This is a genomic window from Profundibacter sp. (assembly GCF_965277155.1).
Lineage (GTDB): Bacteria > Pseudomonadota > Alphaproteobacteria > Rhodobacterales > Rhodobacteraceae > Profundibacter.
Window position 1 is genome coordinate 108,606 of the sequence record NZ_CBDIBV010000014.1, and the last position, 23,129, is coordinate 131,734.

Annotated in this window: 19 protein-coding genes and 5 pseudogenes; 9 read left to right on the forward strand and 15 right to left on the reverse strand. The window is 56.0% G+C overall.

The window, feature by feature from the left end; translation table 11 throughout:
• From ACQY4M_RS21365 to ACQY4M_RS21375, 3 genes are all read right to left on the reverse strand, one after another.
• Positions 1 to 699: a VIT1/CCC1 transporter family protein gene (locus tag ACQY4M_RS21365; RefSeq protein ID WP_428548546.1), complete on the reverse strand. Its 699-nt coding sequence runs from the start codon at positions 697 to 699 to the stop codon at positions 1 to 3.
• A gap of 25 nt (positions 700 to 724) precedes the next feature.
• Entirely contained in the window at positions 725 to 1,441 is a 717-nt protein-coding gene (locus ACQY4M_RS21370) for a M48 family metallopeptidase (protein WP_428548549.1), read from the reverse strand.
• Between the two features lie 65 nt (positions 1,442 to 1,506).
• On the reverse strand, positions 1,507 to 2,163 hold the full coding sequence (locus tag ACQY4M_RS21375; RefSeq protein WP_428539609.1) for an IS1595 family transposase: 657 nt from the start codon (positions 2,161 to 2,163) through the stop codon (positions 1,507 to 1,509).
• A gap of 250 nt (positions 2,164 to 2,413) precedes the next feature.
• Here ACQY4M_RS21375 and ACQY4M_RS21380 point away from each other — a divergent pair, with 250 nt between their 5' ends.
• Entirely contained in the window at positions 2,414 to 3,052 is a 639-nt protein-coding gene (locus tag ACQY4M_RS21380; RefSeq protein ID WP_428548552.1) for a hypothetical protein, read from the forward strand.
• Between the two features lie 19 nt (positions 3,053 to 3,071).
• Here the strand turns inward: ACQY4M_RS21380 and ACQY4M_RS21385 are convergent, their stop codons facing one another.
• Positions 3,072 to 3,296, reverse strand: a complete 225-nt coding sequence (locus ACQY4M_RS21385) for a DUF167 domain-containing protein (protein WP_428549041.1) — start codon at positions 3,294 to 3,296, stop codon at positions 3,072 to 3,074.
• Positions 3,297 to 3,383: 87 nt separating this feature from the next.
• Here ACQY4M_RS21385 and ACQY4M_RS21390 point away from each other — a divergent pair.
• Positions 3,384 to 3,743, forward strand: a pseudogene (locus tag ACQY4M_RS21390) (transposase); the annotation flags it as partial.
• A gap of 123 nt (positions 3,744 to 3,866) precedes the next feature.
• Here ACQY4M_RS21390 and istB read toward each other — a convergent pair.
• Together istB and istA are read right to left on the reverse strand one after the other, a co-directional pair.
• Entirely contained in the window at positions 3,867 to 4,598 is a 732-nt protein-coding gene (istB, locus tag ACQY4M_RS21395; RefSeq protein ID WP_428539322.1) for an IS21-like element helper ATPase IstB, read from the reverse strand.
• Positions 4,595 to 6,094, reverse strand: coding sequence for an IS21 family transposase (istA, locus tag ACQY4M_RS21400; RefSeq protein ID WP_428548555.1), 1,500 nt, complete (start codon positions 6,092 to 6,094; stop codon positions 4,595 to 4,597). The genes istB and istA overlap by 4 nt, the downstream gene beginning before the upstream one ends.
• A gap of 116 nt (positions 6,095 to 6,210) precedes the next feature.
• Here istA and ACQY4M_RS21405 point away from each other — a divergent pair.
• A pseudogene (locus ACQY4M_RS21405) lies at positions 6,211 to 7,116 on the forward strand (IS256 family transposase); the annotation flags it as partial.
• Between the two features lie 185 nt (positions 7,117 to 7,301).
• Positions 7,302 to 8,434, forward strand: a protein-coding gene (locus tag ACQY4M_RS21410) for an IS3 family transposase (RefSeq protein WP_428548558.1) whose coding sequence is annotated in 2 segments (ribosomal slippage) — positions 7,302 to 7,554 and positions 7,554 to 8,434 — 1,134 coding nt in all. Because the reading frame shifts where the segments join, the coding sequence is not laid out codon by codon here.
• A gap of 230 nt (positions 8,435 to 8,664) precedes the next feature.
• Here ACQY4M_RS21410 and ACQY4M_RS21415 read toward each other — a convergent pair.
• Positions 8,665 to 9,891, reverse strand: coding sequence for an IS256 family transposase (locus ACQY4M_RS21415; protein WP_428539582.1), 1,227 nt, complete (start codon positions 9,889 to 9,891; stop codon positions 8,665 to 8,667).
• 148 nt (positions 9,892 to 10,039) lie between these two features.
• Between ACQY4M_RS21415 and ACQY4M_RS21420 the strand changes: the two are divergent.
• The 3 pseudogenes from ACQY4M_RS21420 to ACQY4M_RS21430 form a co-directional block, all read left to right on the forward strand.
• Positions 10,040 to 10,309, forward strand: a pseudogene (locus tag ACQY4M_RS21420) (cytochrome-c peroxidase); the annotation flags it as partial.
• Between the two features lie 92 nt (positions 10,310 to 10,401).
• Positions 10,402 to 11,652, forward strand: a pseudogene (locus ACQY4M_RS21425) (IS256 family transposase).
• A 33-nt stretch (positions 11,653 to 11,685) separates the two neighbouring features.
• A pseudogene (locus ACQY4M_RS21430) lies at positions 11,686 to 12,462 on the forward strand (cytochrome-c peroxidase); the annotation flags it as partial.
• 46 nt (positions 12,463 to 12,508) lie between these two features.
• Here the strand turns inward: ACQY4M_RS21430 and ACQY4M_RS21435 are convergent.
• Genes ACQY4M_RS21435 through ACQY4M_RS21445 form a run of 3 tightly spaced genes read right to left on the reverse strand, consistent with a single transcriptional unit; the run spans position 12,509 to position 14,180 of the window.
• The gene (locus ACQY4M_RS21435; RefSeq protein ID WP_428548561.1) at positions 12,509 to 12,946 is read right to left on the reverse strand and encodes a hypothetical protein; all 438 of its coding nucleotides are present in this window, start codon (positions 12,944 to 12,946) and stop codon (positions 12,509 to 12,511) included.
• Positions 12,947 to 12,975: 29 nt separating this feature from the next.
• Positions 12,976 to 13,272 (reverse strand): Dabb family protein, encoded by a 297-nt coding sequence (locus ACQY4M_RS21440; RefSeq protein ID WP_428548564.1) that lies wholly within the window; start codon positions 13,270 to 13,272, stop codon positions 12,976 to 12,978.
• 38 nt (positions 13,273 to 13,310) lie between these two features.
• A complete protein-coding gene (locus ACQY4M_RS21445) occupies positions 13,311 to 14,180 on the reverse strand; it encodes a branched-chain amino acid aminotransferase (protein ID WP_428548567.1) in 870 nt (289 codons plus the stop codon).
• 183 nt (positions 14,181 to 14,363) lie between these two features.
• Here ACQY4M_RS21445 and ACQY4M_RS21450 point away from each other — a divergent pair, with 183 nt between their 5' ends.
• Both ACQY4M_RS21450 and ACQY4M_RS21455 read left to right on the forward strand, forming a co-directional pair.
• A complete protein-coding gene (locus tag ACQY4M_RS21450; protein WP_428548570.1) occupies positions 14,364 to 14,864 on the forward strand; it encodes a MarR family winged helix-turn-helix transcriptional regulator in 501 nt (166 codons plus the stop codon).
• Entirely contained in the window at positions 14,864 to 15,571 is a 708-nt protein-coding gene (locus ACQY4M_RS21455; RefSeq protein ID WP_428548573.1) for a response regulator, read from the forward strand. The genes ACQY4M_RS21450 and ACQY4M_RS21455 overlap by 1 nt, the downstream gene beginning before the upstream one ends.
• A 55-nt stretch (positions 15,572 to 15,626) precedes the next feature.
• Here ACQY4M_RS21455 and ACQY4M_RS21460 read toward each other — a convergent pair whose 3' ends face one another.
• The 5 genes from ACQY4M_RS21460 to ACQY4M_RS21480 are packed head-to-tail and all read right to left on the reverse strand — an operon-like array spanning position 15,627 to position 23,124.
• Positions 15,627 to 16,430, reverse strand: coding sequence for a peptidylprolyl isomerase (locus ACQY4M_RS21460; RefSeq protein ID WP_428548576.1), 804 nt, complete (start codon positions 16,428 to 16,430; stop codon positions 15,627 to 15,629).
• The gene (gene narI, locus ACQY4M_RS21465; protein ID WP_428548579.1) at positions 16,427 to 17,119 is read right to left on the reverse strand and encodes a respiratory nitrate reductase subunit gamma; all 693 of its coding nucleotides are present in this window, start codon (positions 17,117 to 17,119) and stop codon (positions 16,427 to 16,429) included. The genes ACQY4M_RS21460 and narI overlap by 4 nt, the downstream gene beginning before the upstream one ends.
• 12 nt (positions 17,120 to 17,131) lie before the next feature.
• Complete coding sequence (gene narJ / locus ACQY4M_RS21470) at positions 17,132 to 17,845, reverse strand: nitrate reductase molybdenum cofactor assembly chaperone (protein ID WP_428548582.1); 714 nt, start codon at positions 17,843 to 17,845, stop codon at positions 17,132 to 17,134.
• Positions 17,846 to 19,393, reverse strand: a complete 1,548-nt coding sequence (narH, locus tag ACQY4M_RS21475; RefSeq protein ID WP_428548585.1) for a nitrate reductase subunit beta — start codon at positions 19,391 to 19,393, stop codon at positions 17,846 to 17,848.
• Positions 19,390 to 23,124, reverse strand: a complete 3,735-nt coding sequence (locus ACQY4M_RS21480; protein WP_428548588.1) for a nitrate reductase subunit alpha — start codon at positions 23,122 to 23,124, stop codon at positions 19,390 to 19,392. The genes narH and ACQY4M_RS21480 overlap by 4 nt, the downstream gene beginning before the upstream one ends.
• Positions 23,125 to 23,129: the final 5 nt, after the last annotated feature.

The window sequence follows — 23,129 nt, forward strand, 5'->3', positions numbered from 1 at the left end:
CTAGACCACCGTTGCCCCGAACAGATAGCCGACACCAGCCGTTGCTGCCATCGCCAGTGCGCCCCATAGGGTAACACGGACAACTGCACGCATGACCGGCGCGCCACCGGTACGGGCAGACAATGCGCCCAACCCTGCCAATGCAACCAATGACACACCTGTCGAAACCTCGGTAATCTGTCCAAAAGGCGCCAGTAAAACCGACGCAACAGGCAACGTCGCCCCTGCCGTAAACGCCGCCGCCGAGGCCAGCCCCGCCTGTATCGGTCGTGCCGTGACAACATGCGAAATTCCCAATTCGTCACGGGCATGGGCCCCCAGTGCATCGTGTTCCATCAGTTGCACTGCAACTTCGTCGGCCAAGTCGGCGGTCAGACCGCGATCGACATAGATCTGCGCCAACTCGCGGCGCTCGAACTCCGGTTGCGCCTCAAGACCGCGTGCTTCGCGGGCCAGATCGCTTTTCTCGGCGTCCGCTTGCGAACTGACCGAGACATATTCACCGGCCGCCATTGACATGGCCCCCGCCACCAGACCGGCAACACCGGCCAGCAAGATTTCTGGCTGCCCCGCCCCGGCGCTGGCCACACCGGCAATCAGACTGGCCGTCGAGACGATGCCATCGTTTGCACCCAGAACAGCCGCCCGTAACCAACCGATACGATCCACATAGTGGCGCTCCAGATGTGTCCATTCCATTTGGCTTGATCTTTCAAAATTTCAATTACAATTTGGATACGGTTTGGCGAACGACTTCAAGCCGCTTTGCGTTGGGGGGGTGCGAGCCAAGATATTTGTCACCCGGATCGGGAATGCGGTGAAAATACTGCGCACCCCTTAATGGATTATAACCGGAATGGGCCGTAATGACTGTGCCCAGCGCATCGGCTTCAAGCTCGTATTGCTTCGAGTACTTGCGAATTCCAATAAATGCACTGCGCTGTTCGGCCCGTTCGATCGCTTTGGCATCTGCCCCTTTGACTGCTGCCTGAAGCCCGCCAACCAGAAACCCCTCAAGGGCGCTGTCACGGCTTTTCGATATGTGCTCCAGAATATGGTGGGCCACCTCGTGTCCCAACACAAACGCAAGTTCGTCCTGATTTCGGGTTTCTTGAATCAATGCGCTTGTGAATACAATGATCGGCCGATCCTTGTCATCCAAAGCCTGAAACGCATTTGCGGGCTGTTTCCTGCGGTTGTCGATCAGAATTGTGAAGTTGCATTTGGCGGTGATGGCCCTACGGCGGCACTCACGGCGGGCAACTGGTTCCATACGGCGTACAACTGCCAGAAAATCCTGTATTTTGGAATTCTTGCTGGCGGCAAAAGCAGAGACCGGCACTGGCGGCGGAACCCGATCTTTCTCGGCCGGTTTCTCGGTGGTTGCTTCGACACATCCGGTAACAGCCAGGGCAGCAACCAGCATCACAAATCTGCGCATATTCACTTGTCCTTTTCAAACCTGTCCCGAACCCTATCAAAAAAGAAAGGGGTTGACCCAGATAACTACTTCAAGTAACGCTTAACCCATTGTCTTAGCTGCAATAACTGAGCTGAAGGGTCACTGTTGTTGAAACGCCACTCGCATTCCTTCAAATATAGCCCAAATTGGGCCTTGGGGACACCGTTAAATCGGCGCATGTGGCGCTTGGCTTGGTTCCAGAAATTCTCGATGCCATTGATGTGGTTGTGACGGTCTGCAAAGAGCTTGGAATGGTTGATGCGAAAGTGGTGGAAGTCTGACACATCCAGCACATTATAACCGCGCCAACAATCGGAATAGACGATGGAATCCGGCACGACTTTGCGCTCTATGATCGGGATCAGAGTGGCGGATTTGGCGTCCGGGATGATCTTGGTGTAAACCTTCCCACCCCTTTTTAATATACCAAAAACGGGAATTTTACCTGCCGCACCACGCCCGCGTTTACCTTTGCGTTTGCCGCCAAAGTAGCTTTCGTCCACTTCTATTTCTCCGCCGAACATAGCTTGGCTTTCCGCCTCCAGCTCATAGGCGATTATCTCGCGCAGGCGTAGAAAATAAAACGCTGCGGTCTTGCGGTTTACACCACACAAACTGGCTGCTGTTCGTGCTGTCGATCCCGAAACAAAATGCTCCGTAAGACGGTCTTGCTTGTAGTGGCTCAGGCGACTCTTTCTCATGCTTCCCATCATAACCTCTTTTTAGGTTATCTGGGTCAGCCCCAAAAGAAACCATTAGCCACCCCTATGCCAGCAAGCCAGTAGGAACATTTCTTGTGAATTGGCGAATGGGATACATAAGGGTCAGAAATCCGCCGATAGTATTGGCATTATTATTTTCATTATGGGGAAAAGCTTTGAATTGGTAGACTCGAACCGGGATGGCCGCGAATCAACCTAAACGGTGATAACGCTGCACGAGGACGCGAAAATGAAAAAGAGAACTGCAATATGCCTGCTGGCAGGCAGTGTATCCGTTGTTCCGTTATATGCGGTGGGTGAAACCGGATACTATTTCGGAACAGGTTTTTCATATCGATTGATGAGTGCACACCGCCTGAAAGACGAAAAACGCTACATTCAAAGAAAACGCTCGAATCACGATATGGTTCTGGGATACCGGATCGAAAAAGGCCGTGCATTTTTCGGGCCGGAAATCAACGTTGAGCGATTTCGGCGCGGATGGTTTCAGGATATGCATGCTTCATCCAGCTGCGATGCAATTCAAAACACATCCTATTACTGTTCACGCCGTTCTACGTACAGGGTGCGGGGAATATACGGTCGCAAACTGGGGCAAAGAACAGAAGTCTATGGCGCCCTCGGAATTGGTGTGATGAAAGGCTACGGTGCCATCCAGCAGGGCCAGATTAGCCTGGGGATCAATGCCGGTGTTACGGTAGGTCTGGGAATACAATACCCCATCCGTAGAAATGGCATGCTAAGGGCCGAGGTGGTATATGACAATTTTGATCTGGTCGTTCAGCACCCCAGGGGACCGGATGGGCAGCGTTACTCACCTTCCTACGAGGCGACTACATTAAAGCTAAGTTATATTCTGAGCTTCTAGGATTTTTGAAGCGGGAGTATCACCCAATTCTAAAAACCTTGTCCCGCGAGGTTGCGCCGCGGATCAGGGTTAGACGGGTTTTGGGCACACCCAATGCCTTTGCCAGTAATTTAGCCACTTCCTTGGTCGCCTTTCCTCCTTCGGGAACCGTGGTGACATATACACGAATATTGCCATCCTCGACGGTTATCCGGTTGCGGGACGCCTTGGGCGTTACCCGCACTGATATCTCGTCACGAGTAATGCCCGAAAGTTGGTGATGGGGTGATTGGGTGGCATATCATGGCGGTGTTGACGCGCCGCGATTCTCAGAGAGAAAAGGATATGCCACATGGAAGACGATACTATTTTGGAGTTTACCGATCCAGCCGGAATTTCACCTGATCCGCTGACGGATATCTTGCGCAAAGGCGCGCGGGATCTGTTGGCACAGGCGGTCGAGGCCGAGGTTTGTGATCTGATGGCGCAACACGCGCATTTGAGGGATTCGGCCGGTCGCCAGCGCCTTGTTCGCCACGGATACCTGCCGGAGCGCGAGGTGATGACGGGGATCGGCCCTGTCCCGGTGAATGTGCCTCGGGTGCGTGATCGTGGCACGGGGGCGGAGAAGATCAGGTTCACCTCGACGCTTCTGCCGCCGTATCTGCGCCGGGCAAAGTCGGTCGAGGAGTTGTTGCCCTGGCTCTATGTCAATGAGCATTTAAAACTGACCCGGTTTCGGCATTTAAATTTGCCCCCCCCTTTGTGGCGCAAAGCCCCCAGTCGGGCCGCCTTCATGTAGCGAGTCCGTCTGGGGGCTTTGCTTGCGGAACGGCTAGTTTTTTCTACGGCGTTTACTCTGGGCGAACCGGTATGAGGTATTGCCGGTTTCGATGATGTTGCAGTGATGAGTGACGCGATCCAGAAGGGCGGTTGTCATCTTGGCATCCCCGAAGACCGAGACCCATTCACCGAACTCAAGGTTGGTTGTGATGATGATGCTGGTCTTCTCGTAGAGCTTGCTGATCAGATGGAAGAGCAACGCGCCACCGGATTTGGGAAACGGGATGTAGCCCAGCTCGTCGATGATGACGCAGTCCAAAGCCGAGAGCTGCCGGATGATCTTCCCTGCATTGCCGTCGGCCTGTTCCTTGATCAGGGCGTTGATCAGATCGACGGCGTTGAAGAAGCGCGCCTTCTTGCCGTTGTTGATCAGCGTCGTTCCCAGCGCGATGGCGATGTGGGTTTTGCCCGTGCCGGTTCCGCCCACCAGGATGAGGTTATGGGCCTCCTCTGTGAACTGGCCGGTGCAGAATGGTTCGATCTGGGCCTGGGTGAGGGCGGCGGCGCTGTAATCGAAGGTGGCGAAGTCCTTGTGATGGGGGAACTTCGCAACCCTCATTTGATACTGGATGGAGCGCACCCGGCGCTCTACAGTCTCGGCGTCGATCAGTTGCCTTATCGCTGTGGTCAGACTTGGCGGCTTGCGCGCGGACAGCAGATCATGGGCGCAAGCTGCCATTCCATGCAACCTGAGGGCTGTCAGTTGGTCGATCAAGGCATTCATACGGCAACCTCCTCAGCCGAGCACAGGGTCTCATAGCGTTTGCAATCGGCTTCGGGCCGCAAGGTCAGCTGCGGATAAGCGCAGGCATCGCTGAGCGGTGTGATGACCGGTTCCACCAACTGGTTGATCAGATTGATGATGGCGGGCAGCCGCAGGGTGTTTTGTGCCACCGCCAGATTGCAGGCCGTCTCGACCACCTCGATCCCGTGATCCTGTGCCAGCAGGAGCAGGTCGACGAACTCCCGATCCCCGCCTTTACCAGCCATGTAATGTTCCCTGATCCGATGCATGGCCTCGGGCAGTTCCCAGCCCACAAAGGGGGCGCCATTGCGCAGGGCACCAGGCTTGCGGTCCAGCAGGGGAACGTAATGCCAGGGCTCGAAATAGCTGATATTGCGGGTAAAATGACGCCTGTGCTCGGCAATCACATCCTGACCGGAGACCACCACGATCCGGCCGGCATAGGCGCGTAGCGACACATGATGCCCGGCAAAGCGGGAGGGCACGCTGTAGCGATTGCTGGCATATTGAACCAGGCAGGTGGAGCGGACACGGACGGTCTTTTCCACGTAGCCGTCGAAGGCCCGACCCAGGGGGCGCAGTTCGGCGCGCTCGTCTTCGAACACTTCGGTAATCGTGCGATCCTGCTGCTCGGGATGGGGACGCTCTGCCAGATCTTCGCAACGCAGACGCAGCCACGCGTTCAGCGCCTCGAGATCATCAAAGGCCGGTTCGGGAACGAACAACCGGCCCCGCAAGAACTGGACCTGGTTCTCGACCTGTCCCTTCTCCCAGCCCGCAGCGGGCGTGCAGGCCACCGGCTCCATCACATAGTGGTTCATCAAGGCCAGGAACCGGGGATGGAATATCCGCTCCTTCGAGCGCGAAACGTAGGTCACCATGGTCTTGGGGTTGTCGATGATCACCCTGCGCGGAACGCCTCCGTAAAAGGACAGCGCCTGCACGAAAGCATCCAGCACCATCTCCTGGGCTTCACCGGGATAGGCAATCACGAAAGGCTTGCGGCTGTGACACAGGCGGAAATGAGCGACCTTCACCTTCTGCTCGACACCACCCAGTACGACCCGTTCTTCGCTCCAGTCAAATTGCAGCGCGTCACCCGCCGCAAAATGCAGCGGGATAAACGCATCTCCCGAACAGGCCCCGGCGCGCTTCAACTCACGAACAAAACGCTGAACCGGCGAATAGGACCCGGTATAGCCCTCTGCCACAAGCTGCTCGTATAGCTTCTGGGCCGTCCGCCGCTCCCAGCGTGGTCGCCTCGAGTCCTGATCAAACAGTTCCTGCAGCCGAAGATCAAACCCATTGCACAGTTTGTGCCGAACTGGCGGCGCATGGCGCTGGTAGCTCGGCGGATTCTCGTCCTTCAAATACTTCTTGATCGTGTTCCGCGACAGTCCCGTCGCCCGCGCCACAGACCGGATGCTGCGCCCTTCAACCAGCACCCAGCGCCGGATCTTCGATACGCTTTCCATCAATATCACCTGCTCTTTCCTCCGCACAATTTTGCGCGGATGTTAACGAAACAGGTGGGTCAATTTTACTCGCTCATAACCCACCCAAGTGGGTCAGTTTTGCACGCCGATTCACACCCTGGCTCTATCTCAAAGGTATTTCCACGGGTGATTTCGGCGAAGCACTGGCGGCCCTTCTGGGGCCTGATGCGGGTGGTTTGACATCGAGCACGATTTCGCGCCTGAAGGCGGAGTGGTGGGCAGAATACGAGCGTTGGAACCGGCGTGACCTGTCGGCCAAACGCTATGTGTATTTCTGGGCCGACGGGGTTTATTTCAAGCCGCGCACGGATGCTGACAAGCAATGCATGCTGGTGATCATCGGCGCGGACGAGTGGGGTAACAAGGATGTTCTGGGCCTCGTGGACGGGTATCGAGAAAGCAGCCAGAGCTGGCGTGAACTGCTGCTGGACTTGCAACGTCGTGGCCTCAGAAAAGCCCCTGATCTGGCCGTTGGTGATGGCGCGCTCGGCTTCTGGAACGCCTTGCGGGAGGTGTTCGGTGAGACCCGGGAGCAGCGCTGCTGGGTGCATAAAACCGGCAACGTCCTGAATGCCATGCCGAAGTCGCTGCAAGCCAAAGCCAAGGGCCATCTACAGGACATCTGGATGGCCGAGAACAAACGGGACGCCGAGGCCGCGTTCAATTTCTTCATCGAAGCCTATGGCGTGAAATACGAGCGTGCCGTGGGGAAGCTGACCAAGGACCGGGACGTGCTGCTGACCTTCTACGACTTCCCTGCCGAGCACTGGAAACACATCCGCACATCCAACCCCATCGAAAGCATATTTGCCACCGTGCGGCACCGAACGAAGAAGACCAAAGGCTGCCTCGGGCGCAAGACCGCCTTGGCAATGACCTTCCGCCTGATGATGTCGGCAAAGAAGAAATGGCGTAAACTCGACGGCGCATTCCGATTGCCGGAAATCATCGAAGGGGTTGAATTTAAGGACGGGATCAAGCAGGAAAAACATGCCGCCTGATTACTGCGTCACCAACTTTTGGGCATAGCTCTCTCGTCACCGTCTCTGGCCAGTTCAGATAGTGCACCCTTATCCAAGGAATCTCTCCGCTTTCACAATTGGTTTAGCGTCAGGATCTTAGAGGTGGTCGCGGAAATTCGGACCAGTTGTTAAGGTGGATCGACTTATGAGAAAGACGATTCAAAATGACGAAACGAAAGAACCATTCTCCCGAATTCAAAGCCCGCGTTGCGCTTGAAGCAATCCGCGAGGAAATGACGATGGCGGAGCTGTCGAAGAAGTATGGTGTGCATCCAACCAAGATTGGCACATGGAAACGAGCAGCGATTGAAAACATGGCCACGGCATTTTCCAGACGGGGCCGTGATCCTGATCGGGTTGATGAAGCCCAGATTGAGAAGCTGCACTCCAAGATTGGTCAGCTGGTCGTGGAACGGGATTTTTTAGCCAACGCCTCGCAACAGTTGCTCGGGAAGCGAGGCAAAAAATGGTGAGCCGTGAGCATGATCTGAGTGTGCGACGACAATGCGGGCTACTTTCTCTGGCGCGCTCGAACCTGTATTACCAGCCAAAAGGCGAAAGTGCTGAAAATTTGCGGTTCATGACAATAATCGACAAGCAATTCTTGCAGACGCCGTGGTATGGATCACGGCAAATGGCCCGGCACATGCAGCGCCAAGGTTACAAGTGTGGTCGCCACAGGGTCCGCCGTTTGATGCGGCTGATGCGGTTGGTTCCGATCTACCAGACGCCCAACACGAGCAAGAAACATCCGCAGCATAAGATCTACCCGTATCTGCTGCGAGACCTGACGATTGATCGTCCAAACCATGTGTGGTGCGTAGATATCACCTACATTCCGATGCAGCGCGGGTTCCTCTATTTGGTCGCGATCATGGACTGGCACAGCCGCAAGGTTTTGAGCTGGAGATTGTCAAACAGCATGGAGGCAGATTTTTGCGTTGAAGCCCTGAAAGAGGCTATGGCCAAATACGGCAAGCCCGATATCATGAACAGCGACCAGGGCAGCCAGTTCACCGGGTTTGAATGGACGCAGGCGCTGAAAGAAGCCGACGTGAAAATCTCGATGGATGGCAAAGGTCGCTGGGTCGATAACCGGATGATCGAGCGGCTTTGGCGATCCTTGAAATACGAATGCATTTACCTCAACGCATTTGAAACGGGTTCGCAGACCCGCGCCGGGATCGGGAAATGGTTGGCTTACTACAACACCGAGCGCCCGCATTCCACCCACGGAATATTGACCCCGGATGAAGCCTATGACAGAAAAACAAAACCAATGAGTTTGGCAGCCTAAATGAAACCCTGATCCATCTTAAACTGGCTGCTGACTGGTCAAAAAAGTGGGACCACCTCTCTTAACATTCTTTTCCCGTGGATCACTACGTTTATGTTATTGCCAACTCATACTTTGACCTAAATCAAATAATTATTCTTATTCTAAATCAAAGAAGAATTTTCGGTTGTGTCTCGAAAGTGGTGGAAATTGATTTCAGGCACCTCCGAGCGGGTTGAGTTATGCGCCGGTCAGGCGGCTTGGTCAAGGGTTGCGTCGGCGACGGGCTGAGCGAGCGTTTCCCAGCCATCGACCTTTCGCATGACGATCTGCCCCGAGGCCATCAGAGCCCAAAGCAGCATCGGCACGGTCTCGGCGCATGGCAGCACGGTCTGGGTCTTGATGCGGCGGCGGAATTCCTCGTTCAGGCGTTCGATCGCATTTGTCGTTCTGGCCGATTTCCACTGGCCTTGTGGCAGACGCGTGAAGGTGAAAAGCTTATCTCCTGCTTCTTCCAAGCTGTCAGCGACGGCCTTGCATTTCAGCCGCCATTTTCGCAGAAATGCCTTGCGGCGGGTGGCGATTTCCTCGGGTGTTTTGGCGTAGATCATGTCGCGGTAATCTTCTGTCAACTCATCATGCATACGCTTGGGTGCCTTGGCCAGAAGGTTGCGGTGCTTGTGCACCGTGCACCTCTGGATCGGCAGATCTTCACCCCAGAGGGCAATGAGAGCGACCTCAAGTCCCGGTGCCCCGTCCACGATGACAAATTCGGGCCGTTTCAACCCGCGCGCATCCAGATCGTTGATGAACTGACGCCAGGCGGAGGTGCTTTCGCCGCCCATGTTCATCAGTGATAACAAGACCTTCTGCCCATCCCGGCGCACGCCAATCGCGGCCAGAACCGAGATATTGGTGGCCTTCCTGTCAATCCGCGTTTTGATCACGGTGCCGTCCAGGATCAGCCGCACGATGTCTTCATCCGCAAGGCTGCGGGCGCACCACGCCTGCCAGTCCACCTTCACCTTGCGCCAGGCGCGGCTCACCACATCCTTGCTGACCGCCCCCTGAAACAGGCCGAACAGGGCGCGTTTTACCCGCCGTGTGTTGGTGCCCGAAAGGTAGACAGCAGCGATCAGCGCCTCGGCCTTCTTCGTCAGCCGCTGGTAGCGGGGCAATGCCTTCGAGCGCCATTCTCTGGCCTTGCCGGCCTCGCCTGTGATCCGCGCACGCGGCACGCGCACCGTTTCGGTTCCAAATGTTCCGACCAGTTGCCGCTCGCGATGCCCGTGGCGGTATCCGGCCTTTGCCCCGCCGCTGCGGCCATACCGGCAACGGCCCAGAAACTGCTCCAGCTCCTCTTCGAAAACCGCCTCGATCGTCGCGCGGATGTTCTGGCGCAGCCGGTCTTCAATCGGGTCATAGCCTGCTTCATTGGCCAGTAGCGCGGATGTCGATGTTGCTGTATTCTTTGTCATGGCGTGATCTCCTTGGCGGTTCCAGCCGCCGGTTGGGTGGCTTCGATGCACCCGGAGATTACGCCGTCCTCGAATTTCCACCAAACTCGCGACACTACCGAATTTTCAAACCTCTGCAAATTAGAATTATTGTAATTTGGAGGACAAAATGAAAACCCTGATCCCGATCCTGCTTGTTTCCACGGCCATGACTGGTGCGGCTTTTGCCGATGATTTACGCGCAACAGCGCTGGAACAGTTCAAGCCATTGCCATCTACCGTACCCAATGTGGCAGACAACCCGACATCTCCGGCCAAAGTCGAACTGGGGCGGGCGTTGTTCTTTGATCCGCGCCTGTCGGCTTCGGGGGTGTTAAGCTGTTATTCCTGCCACAACCTGACAACTGGAGGCGATGACAACCTGGAAACATCAATTGGAGTAATGCCCGAAAGTTGGTGATGGGGTGATTGGGTGGCATATCATGGCGGTGTTGACGCGCCGCGATTCTCAGAGAGAAAAGGATATGCCACATGGAAGACGATACTATTTTGGAGTTTACCGATCCAGCCGGAATTTCACCTGATCCGCTGACGGATATCTTGCGCAAAGGCGCGCGGGATCTGTTGGCACAGGCGGTCGAGGCCGAGGTTTGTGATCTGATGGCGCAACACGCGCATTAAAGGGATTCGGCCGGTCGCCAGCGCCTTGTTCGCCACGGATACCTGCCGGAGCGCGAGGTGATGACGGGGATCGGCCCTGTCCCGGTGAATGTGCCTCGGGTGCGTGATCGTGGCACGGGGGCGGAGAAGATCAGGTTCACCTCGACGCTTCTGCCGCCGTATCTGCGCCGGGCAAAGTCGGTCGAGGAGTTGTTGCCCTGGCTCTATCTCAAAGGTATTTCCACGGGTGATTTCGGCGAAGCACTGGCGGCCCTTCTGGGGCCTGATGCGGGTGGTTTGACATCGAGCACGATTTCGCGCCTGAAGGCGGAGTGGTGGGCAGAATACGAGCGTTGGAACCGGCGTGACCTGTCGGCCAAACGCTATGTGTATTTCTGGGCCGACGGGGTTTATTTCAAGCCGCGCACGGATGCTGACAAGCAATGCATGCTGGTGATCATCGGCGCGGACGAGTGGGGTAACAAGGATGTTCTGGGCCTCGTGGACGGGTATCGAGAAAGCAGCCAGAGCTGGCGTGAACTGCTGCTGGACTTGCAACGTCGTGGCCTCAGAAAAGCCCCTGATCTGGCCGTTGGTGATGGCGCGCTCGGCTTCTGGAACGCCTTGCGGGAGGTGTTCGGTGAGACCCGGGAGCAGCGCTGCTGGGTGCATAAAACCGGCAACGTCCTGAATGCCATGCCGAAGTCGCTGCAAGCCAAAGCCAAGGGCCATCTACAGGACATCTGGATGGCCGAGAACAAACGGGACGCCGAGGCCGCGTTCAATTTCTTCATCGAAGCCTATGGCGTGAAATACGAGCGTGCCGTGGGGAAGCTGACCAAGGACCGGGACGTGCTGCTGACCTTCTACGACTTCCCTGCCGAGCACTGGAAACACATCCGCACATCCAACCCCATCGAAAGCATATTTGCCACCGTGCGGCACCGAACGAAGAAGACCAAAGGCTGCCTCGGGCGCAAGACCGCCTTGGCAATGACCTTCCGCCTGATGATGTCGGCAAAGAAGAAATGGCGTAAACTCGACGGCGCATTCCGATTGCCGGAAATCATCGAAGGGGTTGAATTTAAGGACGGGATCAAGCAGGAAAAACATGCCGCCTGATTACTGCGTCACCAACTTTTGGGCATAGCTCCATCAATTGGTCATGGATGGCAAAAAGGTCCGCGCAATGCACCGACAGTCTTAAATTCCGTTCTGAACGAAGCCCAGTTCTGGGACGGGCGCGCCGACGATTTGAAAGCACAGGCCAAAGGGCCGATCCAGGCAGGTGTGGAAATGGCCAACACGCCGGAAAATGTGGTGGTGACGCTGAACAGTATGCCCGAATATGTCAGCATGTTTGGTGCCGCGTTTTCGGACGAGTCTGAACCTGTCAGCTTTGACAATATGGCCCGCGCGATCGAAAGCTTCGAGGCAACCCTGATTACCCCAGCCACGTTCGATGCCTATCTGAATGGTGACGACACAGCCCTGAACGATGATGAAAAGGCCGGGTTGGCCTTGTTCATGGAGAAAGGCTGTTCCTCTTGCCATAGCGGTGTCAACGTCGGTGGGCATGGGTATTATCCATTTGGATTCGTTGAAAAACCTGGTGCGGACGTTCTGCCGGTTGGCGACAAAGGGCGCTTCAAGGTTACGGAAACAGTCGACGACGAATACGTATTTCGCGCCGCCCCTTTGCGCAATGTAAGTGTCACCGCCCCCTATTTCCATTCCGGCAAGGTTTGGGATTTGAAAGTCGCGGTGCAGATAATGGCGGAATCCCAGTTAGGTGAAGAGTTAAGCGATACTGAAACCAATCAGATCGTTGCCTTCCTTGGTGCACTGGAAGGGGCCGTTCCCCCGGTTGTGCTTCCGATACTGCCAGCGGAAACCGCATCCACGCCGCGTCCGACAGCTGAAGTAAAATAAATCAACAAGCCAGATGCGCCGGCGGGGCAAAGCTTGCCGGCGTATACTACCTGCGGATAGGGGCCGACATCTGGTACATCCGGTAGACAGCAATTGCATTGTTCACAGCATCCCCTGCCTTGTTAATCCGCAAGGGTCCGAATTTATTTCGCCCGACCTGATAAGTGATAGACACGGGATCGGCACTGTCCGCGGTTTCAAAAACAGTCCGCACCGCAACACCATGCGCCCGAAAGGCCCGTAAAATGACATTGGCCAGTTCCCGCTGTGTAAAAGATTTCTGCCGCCTTGTGGTCCAGCGCACATGCGCGACGATTTCAACGGCCACCGCCTCGCCCCGATAAATCGCCTCGTCATTCAGGGTTCTGGCAAGGGGCCGCAGGGTGGGGTTTTTTGTCAGCATATAGGCCACAACCATTGTGGTTGCGGGCAAAGCAATCACAAGGATGATCGCAATCAGGATCGAGCTGTTCTTGATTTCCATAACACCCCGACCCTAGGCCGCAAGGGTTGTTATTTGGTGAACGGGCTTTGGAAATCGGCGGCCATGCGCAATTCGCGCAAAGGACGAACGCGCTGAATGGAATCCTGATAAAGCGGATGCGCCTTATAGGCCGCCAGTGCTGCTTCATCCGCAAATTCACCATAAACCACCACGTCCACGGCATCTGACAAATCGTCGGATTGCAGGTTCGGTTCAACTTCCAGAATGGTGGCGTGGGGGATATCCCGCAGGATCCGCAGACCAGCCAGAACATCCCCGATGTCGTCTTTGTTCTTTGCACTAAAGAACACGATGTGACGTATCATTGAGGGCCTCAATGCTGTGTGAATTAACGAGGGCGCGGTTACTCCCGCACCAACCTCTCGTAATCCGCAGCGATGTCGCGCGCAAGGGCCCCGACCTCGAAATGATAGTCCCCTATCTGCCCCACCGGCGTAACCTCGGCGGCGGTGCCGGTCAGCCAGCATTGCTCGAACCCTTCCAGTTCCTCGGGCATGATGTGGCGCTCGTGCACCTTGATACCTTTTTCCTGCAACATGCCGATCACCGTTTGCCGCGTGATCCCGTTCAGGAAACAGTCGGGCGTAGGCGTATGCACTTCGCAGTCCTTTACGAAAAAGATATTCGCGCCCGTGGCTTCGGCCACATAACCGCGATAGTCGAACATCATCGCATCCGAACAGCCCTTGGCCTCGGCCGCGTGTTTGGACATGGTGCAGATCATATACAGACCTGCCGCTTTGGCCGCGCAAGGGATGGTTTCGGGGCTGGGGCGTTTCCATTTGGAAATGTCCAGTTTTGCCCCTTTGGTTTTGGCGTCACCGTAATAGGCGCCCCATTCCCACGCAGCAATCGCCAGATGGACAGGATTGCGCGCGGATGCGACACCCATATCTTCGCCAGCGCCACGCCATGCGATGGCCCTGATATAGGCATCTTTCAAACGCGAGGCACGCAGAACCTGTGCCTTGACCTGTTCGATTTCATCCACGCTCCACTGAATTTCAAAATCAATCAGCTTGGCCGAGCGATGCAACCGCTCTGTATGCTCGCGGCTTTTGAAAATCTTGCCGTTGTAGGCCCGCTCACCTTCAAACACGCTGGAGGCATAGTGCATCGCATGGGTCAGAATATGGACCTTGGCATCGCGCCAGCGGGTCATCATCCCGTCCATCCAGATGGTTCCATCGCGGTCATCATATGCACCTGACATGGGGTCGTCCTTTCCGATCATCGCCGATCTTTGGCCAGTAGTTTTCATATGTTGCGCAAAATAGGTCCGCATGGGGCATAATATTGCGCAAAATCTGCTGATTGTTACGAATTGATTCTTGGAATGTCAACAACACTGACGTAAAATCAGGCAAACCGAAAGAAAACGTGATTAGGGGGTATTATGGCGCAAGATGCAAGATCGGGGGGCGAGGCGCTGTTGTTCCTGACCGACGAACAATTGCGCAAGGGGATCGAGGCGATGTTTTTTGCCTATCGCGGATTCACTGCTGATCCGGATCGTATTTTGAACAATTACTCCTATGGTCGGGCACATCACCGCGCAGTGCATTTCATCCACCGCAGTCCCGGCACCACGGTCAATAACCTGTTGGGTATTCTGGGGGTGACCAAACAATCGCTGAACCGCGTGCTGCGCACCCTGATCGAGGACGGATTGGTGGAAAGCCGCGTTGGCACCCGTGACAAACGCGAACGCCACCTGTTTCTGACCGAAGCAGGCATTGCACTGGAACGTGAACTGTCGGATGCCCAACGCAAACGGATGCGCGATGCCTATCGTGCGGTCGGGCCGGATGCGGTGGCCGGATTTCGTAAAGTGCTTGAGGCAATGATGGAGCCGGAGTACCGTCGCTACTTCAAATCCTTAAAGGAGGGTGAGTGATGAACGACACCCCCGAAGCCCACCTGCTGATCATAGACGATGACGAACGCATTCGCGGGCTGTTGCAGAAATTCCTGATCCGCCACGGGTTCTGGGTGACCGCCGCGCGCGACGCCGAACATGCCCGCCGCATCCTGTCGGGACTGGAATTCGACATGATCGTGATGGATGTGATGATGCCGGGCGAGGACGGTATCAGCCTGACCCGCAGCCTGCGCGAGGGCGGCGTCCCCACCCCCATCCTATTGCTGACCGCCAAGGGTGAAACCAATGACAGAATTACCGGACTTGAGGCCGGCGCGGATGATTATCTGGCCAAACCGTTCGAACCCAAAGAACTGTTGCTGCGCCTGAACGCCATTCTGCGGCGGATGCCGGCAGATACGCTAGCGGATCAGGGGCCGAAGATGCTGCATCTGGGGCCGGTGCGTTACAATGTGGAACGCGGCGAGATGTGGCGCGGCGAGGAACTGGTGCGTCTGACATCGACCGAAAGCGCCTTGATGAAAATCTTTGCCAGTTGCCCGAATGAACCCGTCAGCCGTGCCAAACTGGTCGAGGATCTGGGGCGCGATACCGGACAGGCACAGGAACGCGCGGTGGATGTGCAAATCACGCGCCTGCGCCGCAAGATCGAAACAGACCCCAAACAGCCCCGTTACCTGCAAACCGTGCGCGGCGAGGGGTATATGTTGGCACCGGAATAGCAATGCCGCCCCGAGGACAGGGGGCGGCATTTTATAGGTCGAACATGCAAAGCAATTATGCCGCCATATCGACTCCGATGATTTCAGCCTTGGCCACCAGCTCCTGAACAAATCCATTTGCGGCACTGGCCCAAGCGGCCTTCTCTAGCATTTCGCCGATCTGCTGCTTGACCTGGTCATAGGGCAACACATCCCCCTCGGCCTTGGCATCCAGTCGTAGGATGTGTATGCCGTAACGGGATTTGACAGGCTCGGGGTTGATCACGCCCGGCTCCATCGCATCCATTGCGGCCTCGAATTCCGGCACGGTGTCGCCGGTGACGATCTGGCCCAATTGGCCGCCCGCATCACGGGACGGACAATCGCTTAACTCTTTGGCCAAGGATGCAAAATCCTTGGGGTTGGAACGCAACGTGGCAAGGGCCGCCTGGGCCTTTTGCAACGCTTCGGCCCAGGCCTCGGCATCGGTCGGATCAGCGGCGAACAGGATGTGCGAAGGCTCGTACAAGGTGGGTGCGCGGAACATATCGGGCTGCGCGTCGTAAACCTTGCGCGTGTCATCAACGTTTGGAACCTTCGGCGTCACCGCCAGATCCAGCAATTCGCGGATCAGCGATTCATCCTCGGTTTCAAACATGCCGGGCTCCAGTTCGTTGGGCTGCGGTTGCAGGTCACGCTTGCGCGCCTCTTGCAACAGCAACTCGCGGATCACCAGAGCCCGGGCACCGTCACGCCAAGCCCAGCCGGGCTTGTCCTTGGGGGCATTGTGGTTCTGGGCCTCTGCCGCGATATCCGCGGCAGAGATTTCTTGTCCGTTCACGAAAACATCCGGGAACAGGGGTTTGCGCTCGGTGCTCATTTCGCAGCTTTCCGGCGCGAACGCACGATCTGGTACCCTTTGCGCAGCGGAGTTACATAGCGCACGGGAACCGAGAGCATGTGAACCAGCCGTGTGAAGGGGAACAGCAAGAAGATGGTCAGACCCAGCAGGATATGCATCTTGAAGATGATTGATGCATCCTGAATATAGCTGGCTGCATTGCCATCAAAATAGAATATCCCCTGTGCCCATGACATCAGTTTGACCATTTCTGTGCCATCCAGATGCTGCATGGAAACAAAGATCGTGCTAACCCCCAAAACCAATTGCAGCAGCAACAGGATCAGGATGCCGGTGTCGGCAAAGCTGGAGTTCTTGGCGATCCGTGGATCCCCCAGACGGCGCATCAGCAGCATCGTGCCACCAACCAGCGCCATGATACCGGCAATACCACCGGCAGCCATCGCCAGAATTTGCTTTGCTTCATGGCTGATGCCAAGCGCATTGAAAATCCAGATAGGTGTAAGCAGACCGACAAGATGGCCGCCAAAGATGATCAACACACCCACATGGAACAACACCGACCCGACAATCAGCTGTTTGCGACGCAAAAGCTGGCTCGAGGAGGATTTCCATGTGAAAGGGTCACGTTCATACCGCGCGATCGAGCCGATAAACAGCACCGTTAGCGCGATGTAGGGGTAAGTTCCGAACAGAAATTGGTTCATTATTCTGTCTCCTTATTCTGCCGCTGCGGGCGCTGTTTCAGGGGGGGCGTTCCGGGGCGTATCCATCTGGGCCAGCATATCGCGGACCTGTGGACAACCGGCGTTCGGATCGGGGGCGAAAGTGACTTCACTTTCTTCCCAGACCTGATCCAGCGCTTCCAGATCGTCAGGATCGTCTTCCTTTATGGCCAACAGTTCGGCAACAGCCGTCTGATCGGCCTGCTCGCCGGAAATGTGCAGGAGGGCGGCAAAGACCGGCGCATAAATGCTTTCGCGTCGTGTGAGACGTGTGCGAAGCACTTCCAGTATATGCGCGGCATCGGCCAGCACCTCCTGCGCCTCGTCAATGGGACGCATTGCGAGGAATTCCAGCAAGACAGGCAGGTGATCCGGCAATTCGGTTGACGCAGGCTCGAACCCGGCCGCCCGATAGTTTTCCACCAGATCGACCATCGCTGGCCCCCTGTCGCGGCTTTCGCCGTGGACATGCTCGAACAGATTCAAGCTGAGGGTGCGCGAGCGGTCAAACAGCCCGACATATGTTTCCTGCAGATCATAGATATCACCGGTGGCGATTCCGTTAATCAGCACGGATAGATCATTGATCATCTCGGCGGGCAGCAGGTCACCCTGCCCCAACGCCTCGATCAATTCGGCCTTGGCGGCCTGTAGCTCTTCTGTCGGATAGCTCAGAAGCGCTGATATCGCTTTCAGAGGCATGTGCATCTAAAATACCTCCCGTGCGGCGGCGGGCATCGGCGGAATAGAGAAGCCTTTGTCCTTTTTCTTGCCGCCGAACATGCTGCCGGTGCTGATCCCCGAGGAACAGCCATTACAGTCAGTAAAGCCCTGACCGGTGCGGATTTCCATGCCGTCCTCAACCGTTTCGCGGTGTGTTGTCGGCACAACAAAGCGGTCTTCGTAGTTGGCAATCGACATGATATGGAACATATCCTCGATCAGTTCAGGCGTCAGGCCGACGCGTTCGGCGATACCCGCATCAATCACACCGTCAATGGTTTTGCTGCGCATATAGGCACGCATCGCCAGCATCCGTTCCAGTGCTGTGACCACGGGGGCCTCGTCACCGGCGGTCAGCATGTTGGCCAGATAGCGCACCGGAATACGCAGGGATTTCACATCCGGCATATCGCGGTCCAGCCCGATTGCGCCGGCTTCGGCAGCATTCTGGATGGGCGACAGTGGCGGGATATACCAGACCATCGGCAAGGTGCGGTATTCGGGATGCAGCGGGAAGGCGATCTTCCAGTCCATCGCCATCTTGTAAACAGGCGATTTCTTGGCTGCATCGATCCAGTCCTGCGGCACGCCATCAGCCAATGCCTGCGCTTCGACAGCGGGGTCATTGGGGTCAAGGAACATATCAAGCTGTGCCTGATACAGATCCTTTTCCGATGGAGTATTGGCCATTTCCTCGATCCGATCGGCATCATACAGGATCACGCCCAGATAACGAATGCGGCCCACGCAGGTTTCCGAACAGACTGTCGGCATGCCTGACTCAATCCGTGGATAGCAGAAGGTACACTTCTCGGATTTGCCGCTTTCCCAGTTGTAGTAGACCTTTTTGTAGGGGCAACCGGACACGCACATCCGCCAGCCGCGACATTTTTCCTGGTCAATCAGCACAATGCCGTCTTCTTCACGCTTGTAGATCGCGCCCGACGGGCAGGATGCAGCACAAGCGGGGTTCAGACAGTGTTCGCAAAGGCGCGGCAAATACATCATGAATGTATTTTCGTATTCGCCGTAGATTTCCTTTTGAACACCTTCAAAGTTATAGTCCTTGGACCGCTTGCTAAATTCACCACCCAGGATTTCCTCCCAGTTGGGACCACCGACGATCTTTTCCATCCGCTCGCCTGTGATCACCGAACGCGGACGCGCGGTGGGGAAGGCGGGCATGTCAGGGGCCGATTTCAGATGGTCATAGTCAAAGGTGAACGGCTCGTAATAGTCGTCAATCTCGGGCAAATCGGGGTTGCCAAAGATTTTCGCCAAGATGCGCCATTTGCTACCCTGTTTGGGGTGTAGTTTGCCGCGTTTGGAGCGTTCCCAGCCACCATTCCAACGGGCCTGGTTTTCCCAGTCTTTGGGATACCCGATACCGGGTTTGGTTTCGACGTTGTTGAACCAGGCGTATTCAACACCTTCACGGCTGGTCCAGACGTTTTTACAGGTAACCGAACAGGTGTGACACCCGATACATTTATCAAGATTCAGCACCATGCCTATTTGTGCGCGGATTTTCATTCTGCTGCCTCCGTAGATGTTAAGGGGGTATCAAGCCAGTCGACTTTCTTCATTTTGCGAACGATCACGAATTCGTCGCGGTTCGAACCGACTGTCCCATAATAGTTGAAGCCATAGGATTGCTGGGCATAACCGCCAATCATATGGGTTGGCTTCACCGTAACACGGGTGACCGAGTTATGGATACCACCCCGGATGCCGGTCTTTTCCGACCCCGGTGTATTCACGATCTTTTCCTGGGCGTGATACATATAGATGGTGCCTTGCTTCATCCGCTGGGACACAACAACACGGGCCGTCAGTGCCCCGTTGGCGTTGTATGCCTCGACCCAGTCATTATCGACCAGCCCGGCGGTTTTGGCGTCCACTTCGGAAATCCAGACCACAGGGCCACCGCGGTTCAGCGTCAGCATGTGCAGGTTATCCGAATAGGTCGAGTGGATACCCCATTTCTGGTGCGGCGTGATAAAGTTCAGCACCACATGCGGCTGGCCTTCTTCGGTGTTGAAGTCGCCTTCGATGGTTTTCAAATCAACCGGAGGGCGGTAGCTACAGAAGCCTTCGCCAAAGGCCAGCATCCATTCGTGATCCTGATAGAGCTGCTGACGACCTGTCAGCGTGCGCCACGGGATCAGTTCATGAACGTTGGTGTAACCGGCGTTATAGGACACATGTTCGCTTTCGATCCCCGACCAGGTGGGCGAGGAAATGATCTTGCGGGGTTGTGCCGCAATATCGCGGAAGCGGATTTTTTCATCCTCTTTGGTTTCGGCCAGATGCGTGTGTTCGCGGCCTGTGGCCTCGCCCAATGCTTTCCATGCTTTTACCGCCACTTCGCCGTTGGTTTCAGGGGCCAGCATCAGGATCATTTCAGCGGCATCAATCGCGGTGTCCAGTTTGGGCATGCCTTTCGATACGCCCTCTTCCAGAACCACACCGTTCAGATCGCGCAGATGCTGCACTTCGACCTTGGTATCCCAGCCGATGCCCTTGCCACCATTGCCCAGCTTGTCCAGCAAAGGACCAACCGAAGTGTATTTGGCATAGATTTGCGAGAAATCCCGCTCGACCTCGATATATTTCGGCGCGGTCTTGCCGGGGATCAGATCGCATTCACCCTTTTTCCAGTCGCGAACGCGGTCCTGGGCCACTTCCATCGGGCTGTCGTGCTGCAACGGCAGTTGCACAACGTCGGTTTCCACATCCAGAATTTCCGGCGCGATCTCACTAACCGATTTGGCAATCCCTTTGAAGATTTCCCAGTCCGTGCGGCTTTCATAGGCCGGATCAACCGCCGCCTGAAGCGGGTGGATGAACGGGTGCATGTCGGATGTGTTCATGTCGTCTTTTTCATACCAGGATGCAGTCGGCAGAACGATGTCTGAATAAACTGCCGTGGTGGACATGCGGAAGTCGATGGTCACCAGCAGGTCAAGTTTGCCTTCGGGGGCCTCATCATGCCATTTGGCTTCTTTTGGCATCCGGCCACCTTCTTCACCCAGATCCTTGCCCAGCACACCATGATCGGTGCCCAGCAGGTGCTTGATGAAGTATTCGTGGCCCTTGCCGGACGCGCCCAGCAGGTTAGAACGCCACACAAACAGATTGCGCGGCCAGTTTTCCGGTGCATCCGGGTCCTCGCAGGACATTTCCAGATTGCCGGATTTCAACTGTTCCGCCACATATTCGGCAACGGGCTGACCAGCTTTCTTGGCCGCCTTTCCCACTTCCAGCGGATTGGTTTTCAACTGTGGTGCAGATGGCAACCAGCCCATGCGTTCAGCGCGAATGTTGTAATCAATCAGGCTGGCATCCCAATCGCCCTTAGGCGCAGTGGGGGACAGGATTTCATTCACATCCAGCTGCTCGTAACGCCATTGGTCGGTGTGGGCATAGAATGCCGATGTTCCGTTCATATGGCGCGGTGGGCGACACCAGTCCGTGGCAAAGGCCAACGGGATCCAGCCGGTTTGCGGGCGCAGTTTTTCCTGACCCACATAATGGCTCCAGCCGCCGCCGGATTTACCAACGCAACCACACATCACCAGCATGTTGATGATACCGCGATAGTTCATATCCATGTGGTACCAGTGGTTCAGACCGGCCCCCAGAATAACCATCGAACGACCTTCGGTTTTTTCCGCATTCAGTGCAAATTCACGGGCAACCGTTTCGATCTTGTCAGCAGGAACACCTGTAATCTTTTCGGCCCATGCGGGGGTATAGGGGATATCTTTGGAATAATCATCCTTCACCCAATCACCACCAAGGCCGCGATCCAGCCCGTAGTTGGCGCAAAACAGGTCAAACACGGTGGCAACAAGGATTTCCTTCTTGCCCGATTTGATCCGTTTGACCGGCACGTTTTTGGTCATCACATCGGGGTGGTCACATTTGACGAAATGCTTGGTGGCCTGACCGCCGAAATAAGGGAAATCCACGCCAACAACATCGTCGCGGTCTTCTTCCTGAACAAACGACATCATCAGTTCGGTGTCTTTGCCCTTGGCGCGTTCCTCGAGGTTCCATTCGCCATCTTCACCCCAGCGGAAACCGATGGTGCCATTGGGCACAACAAGGCTTTTGGATTTTCCGTCCCAAGCCACGGTTTTCCATTCGGGATTGTTCTTCTGGCCCAGCTTCCCTTGCAGATCGTCCGCCCGTAACAGGCGGCCCGGGATCAGTTGGCCATCTTTTTCCTCGATCTTCACCAACATCGGGAAGTCGGAATATTTACGGGTGTATTCCTCGAAATACGGCGCCTGACGGTCCAGGTGGAATTCGCGCAGGATAACATGGCCCATCGCCATCGACAGGGCACTGTCGGTGCCGGCCTTGGGGTTCAGCCATATGTCACCGAATTTCGCGGCCTCGGAATAGTCGGGGCTGATAACAGCGGATTTGGTGCCTTTATAGCGGACCTCTGTATAGAAGTGCGCATCGGGTGTACGCGTTTGCGGCACGTTCGAACCCCACAGCAGAAGATAGCCGGCATTATACCAGTCGGCCGATTCCGGCACGTCGGTTTGTTCACCCCATGTCATCGGGCTGGCCGGTGGCAGGTCGCAATACCAGTCATAGAACGACAGACAAGTGCCGCCCAGCAGGCTGAGGTAACGGGCACCGGACGCATAGGACACCATCGACATCGCCGGGATAGGAGAGAACCCGAAAACGCGGTCGGGGCCGTATGTTTTGGCGGTATAGGCGTTGGCGGCGGCGATAATTTCGTTGGCCTCGACCCATGTGGCACGAACAAACCCGCCTTTACCACGGGTTTTGACGTAGGAAGCACGGAGGATCGGATCGTCCTGCAGGGCCTTCCACGCGGCAGTTGCGCTCATGGTGGCGCGCAGTTTGCGATAGGCACGCAGCATCTTGCCACGGATCAGCGGGGTTTTCACGCGGTTGGCGGAATACAGATACCAGCTGTAAGAGGCGCCACGCTGGCAACCACGCGGTTCATGGTTGGGCATATCGGGGCGGGTGCGCGGGTAATCGGTTTGCTGGGTTTCCCAGGTCACAATGCCGGATTTGACGTAAATTTTCCACGAACACGAGCCGGTGCAGTTTACACCATGGGTCGAGCGGACAATTTTGTCGTGGCGCCAGCGATTGCGATAAACGTCTTCCCAGTCGCGGTTTTCAGCGGTGGTTTCGCCGTGGCCGTTGGAAAACGTATCCAGTCGCTTGGACTGAAAGAAATTCAGGCGGTCGAGCAGATGGCTCATTTTGT

Bases quoted from the DNA above. Each gene is read 5' to 3' on its own strand.
- ACQY4M_RS21480 (WP_428548588.1), bottom strand. From the start codon at position 23,124: ATGAGCCATCTGCTCGACCGCCTGAATTTCTTTCAGTCCAAGCGACTG.
- narH (WP_428548585.1), bottom strand. From the start codon at position 19,393: ATGAAAATCCGCGCACAAATAGGCATGGTGCTGAATCTTGATAAATGT.
- ACQY4M_RS21370 (WP_428548549.1), bottom strand. From the start codon at position 1,441: ATGCGCAGATTTGTGATGCTGGTTGCTGCCCTGGCTGTTACCGGATGT.
- ACQY4M_RS21435 (WP_428548561.1), bottom strand. From the start codon at position 12,946: ATGGAAATCAAGAACAGCTCGATCCTGATTGCGATCATCCTTGTGATT.
- ACQY4M_RS21375 (WP_428539609.1), bottom strand. From the start codon at position 2,163: ATGAGAAAGAGTCGCCTGAGCCACTACAAGCAAGACCGTCTTACGGAG.
- istB (WP_428539322.1), bottom strand. From the start codon at position 4,598: ATGAATGCCTTGATCGACCAACTGACAGCCCTCAGGTTGCATGGAATG.
- ACQY4M_RS21450 (WP_428548570.1), top strand. From the start codon at position 14,364: ATGGCGCAAGATGCAAGATCGGGGGGCGAGGCGCTGTTGTTCCTGACC.
- ACQY4M_RS21460 (WP_428548576.1), bottom strand. From the start codon at position 16,430: ATGAGCACCGAGCGCAAACCCCTGTTCCCGGATGTTTTCGTGAACGGA.
- narJ (WP_428548582.1), bottom strand. From the start codon at position 17,845: ATGCACATGCCTCTGAAAGCGATATCAGCGCTTCTGAGCTATCCGACA.
- istA (WP_428548555.1), bottom strand. From the start codon at position 6,094: ATGGAAAGCGTATCGAAGATCCGGCGCTGGGTGCTGGTTGAAGGGCGC.
- ACQY4M_RS21455 (WP_428548573.1), top strand. From the start codon at position 14,864: ATGAACGACACCCCCGAAGCCCACCTGCTGATCATAGACGATGACGAA.
- narI (WP_428548579.1), bottom strand. From the start codon at position 17,119: ATGAACCAATTTCTGTTCGGAACTTACCCCTACATCGCGCTAACGGTG.
- ACQY4M_RS21440 (WP_428548564.1), bottom strand. From the start codon at position 13,272: ATGATACGTCACATCGTGTTCTTTAGTGCAAAGAACAAAGACGACATC.
- ACQY4M_RS21445 (WP_428548567.1), bottom strand. From the start codon at position 14,180: ATGTCAGGTGCATATGATGACCGCGATGGAACCATCTGGATGGACGGG.
- ACQY4M_RS21380 (WP_428548552.1), top strand. From the start codon at position 2,414: ATGAAAAAGAGAACTGCAATATGCCTGCTGGCAGGCAGTGTATCCGTT.
- ACQY4M_RS21365 (WP_428548546.1), bottom strand. From the start codon at position 699: ATGGAATGGACACATCTGGAGCGCCACTATGTGGATCGTATCGGTTGG.
- ACQY4M_RS21415 (WP_428539582.1), bottom strand. From the start codon at position 9,891: ATGACAAAGAATACAGCAACATCGACATCCGCGCTACTGGCCAATGAA.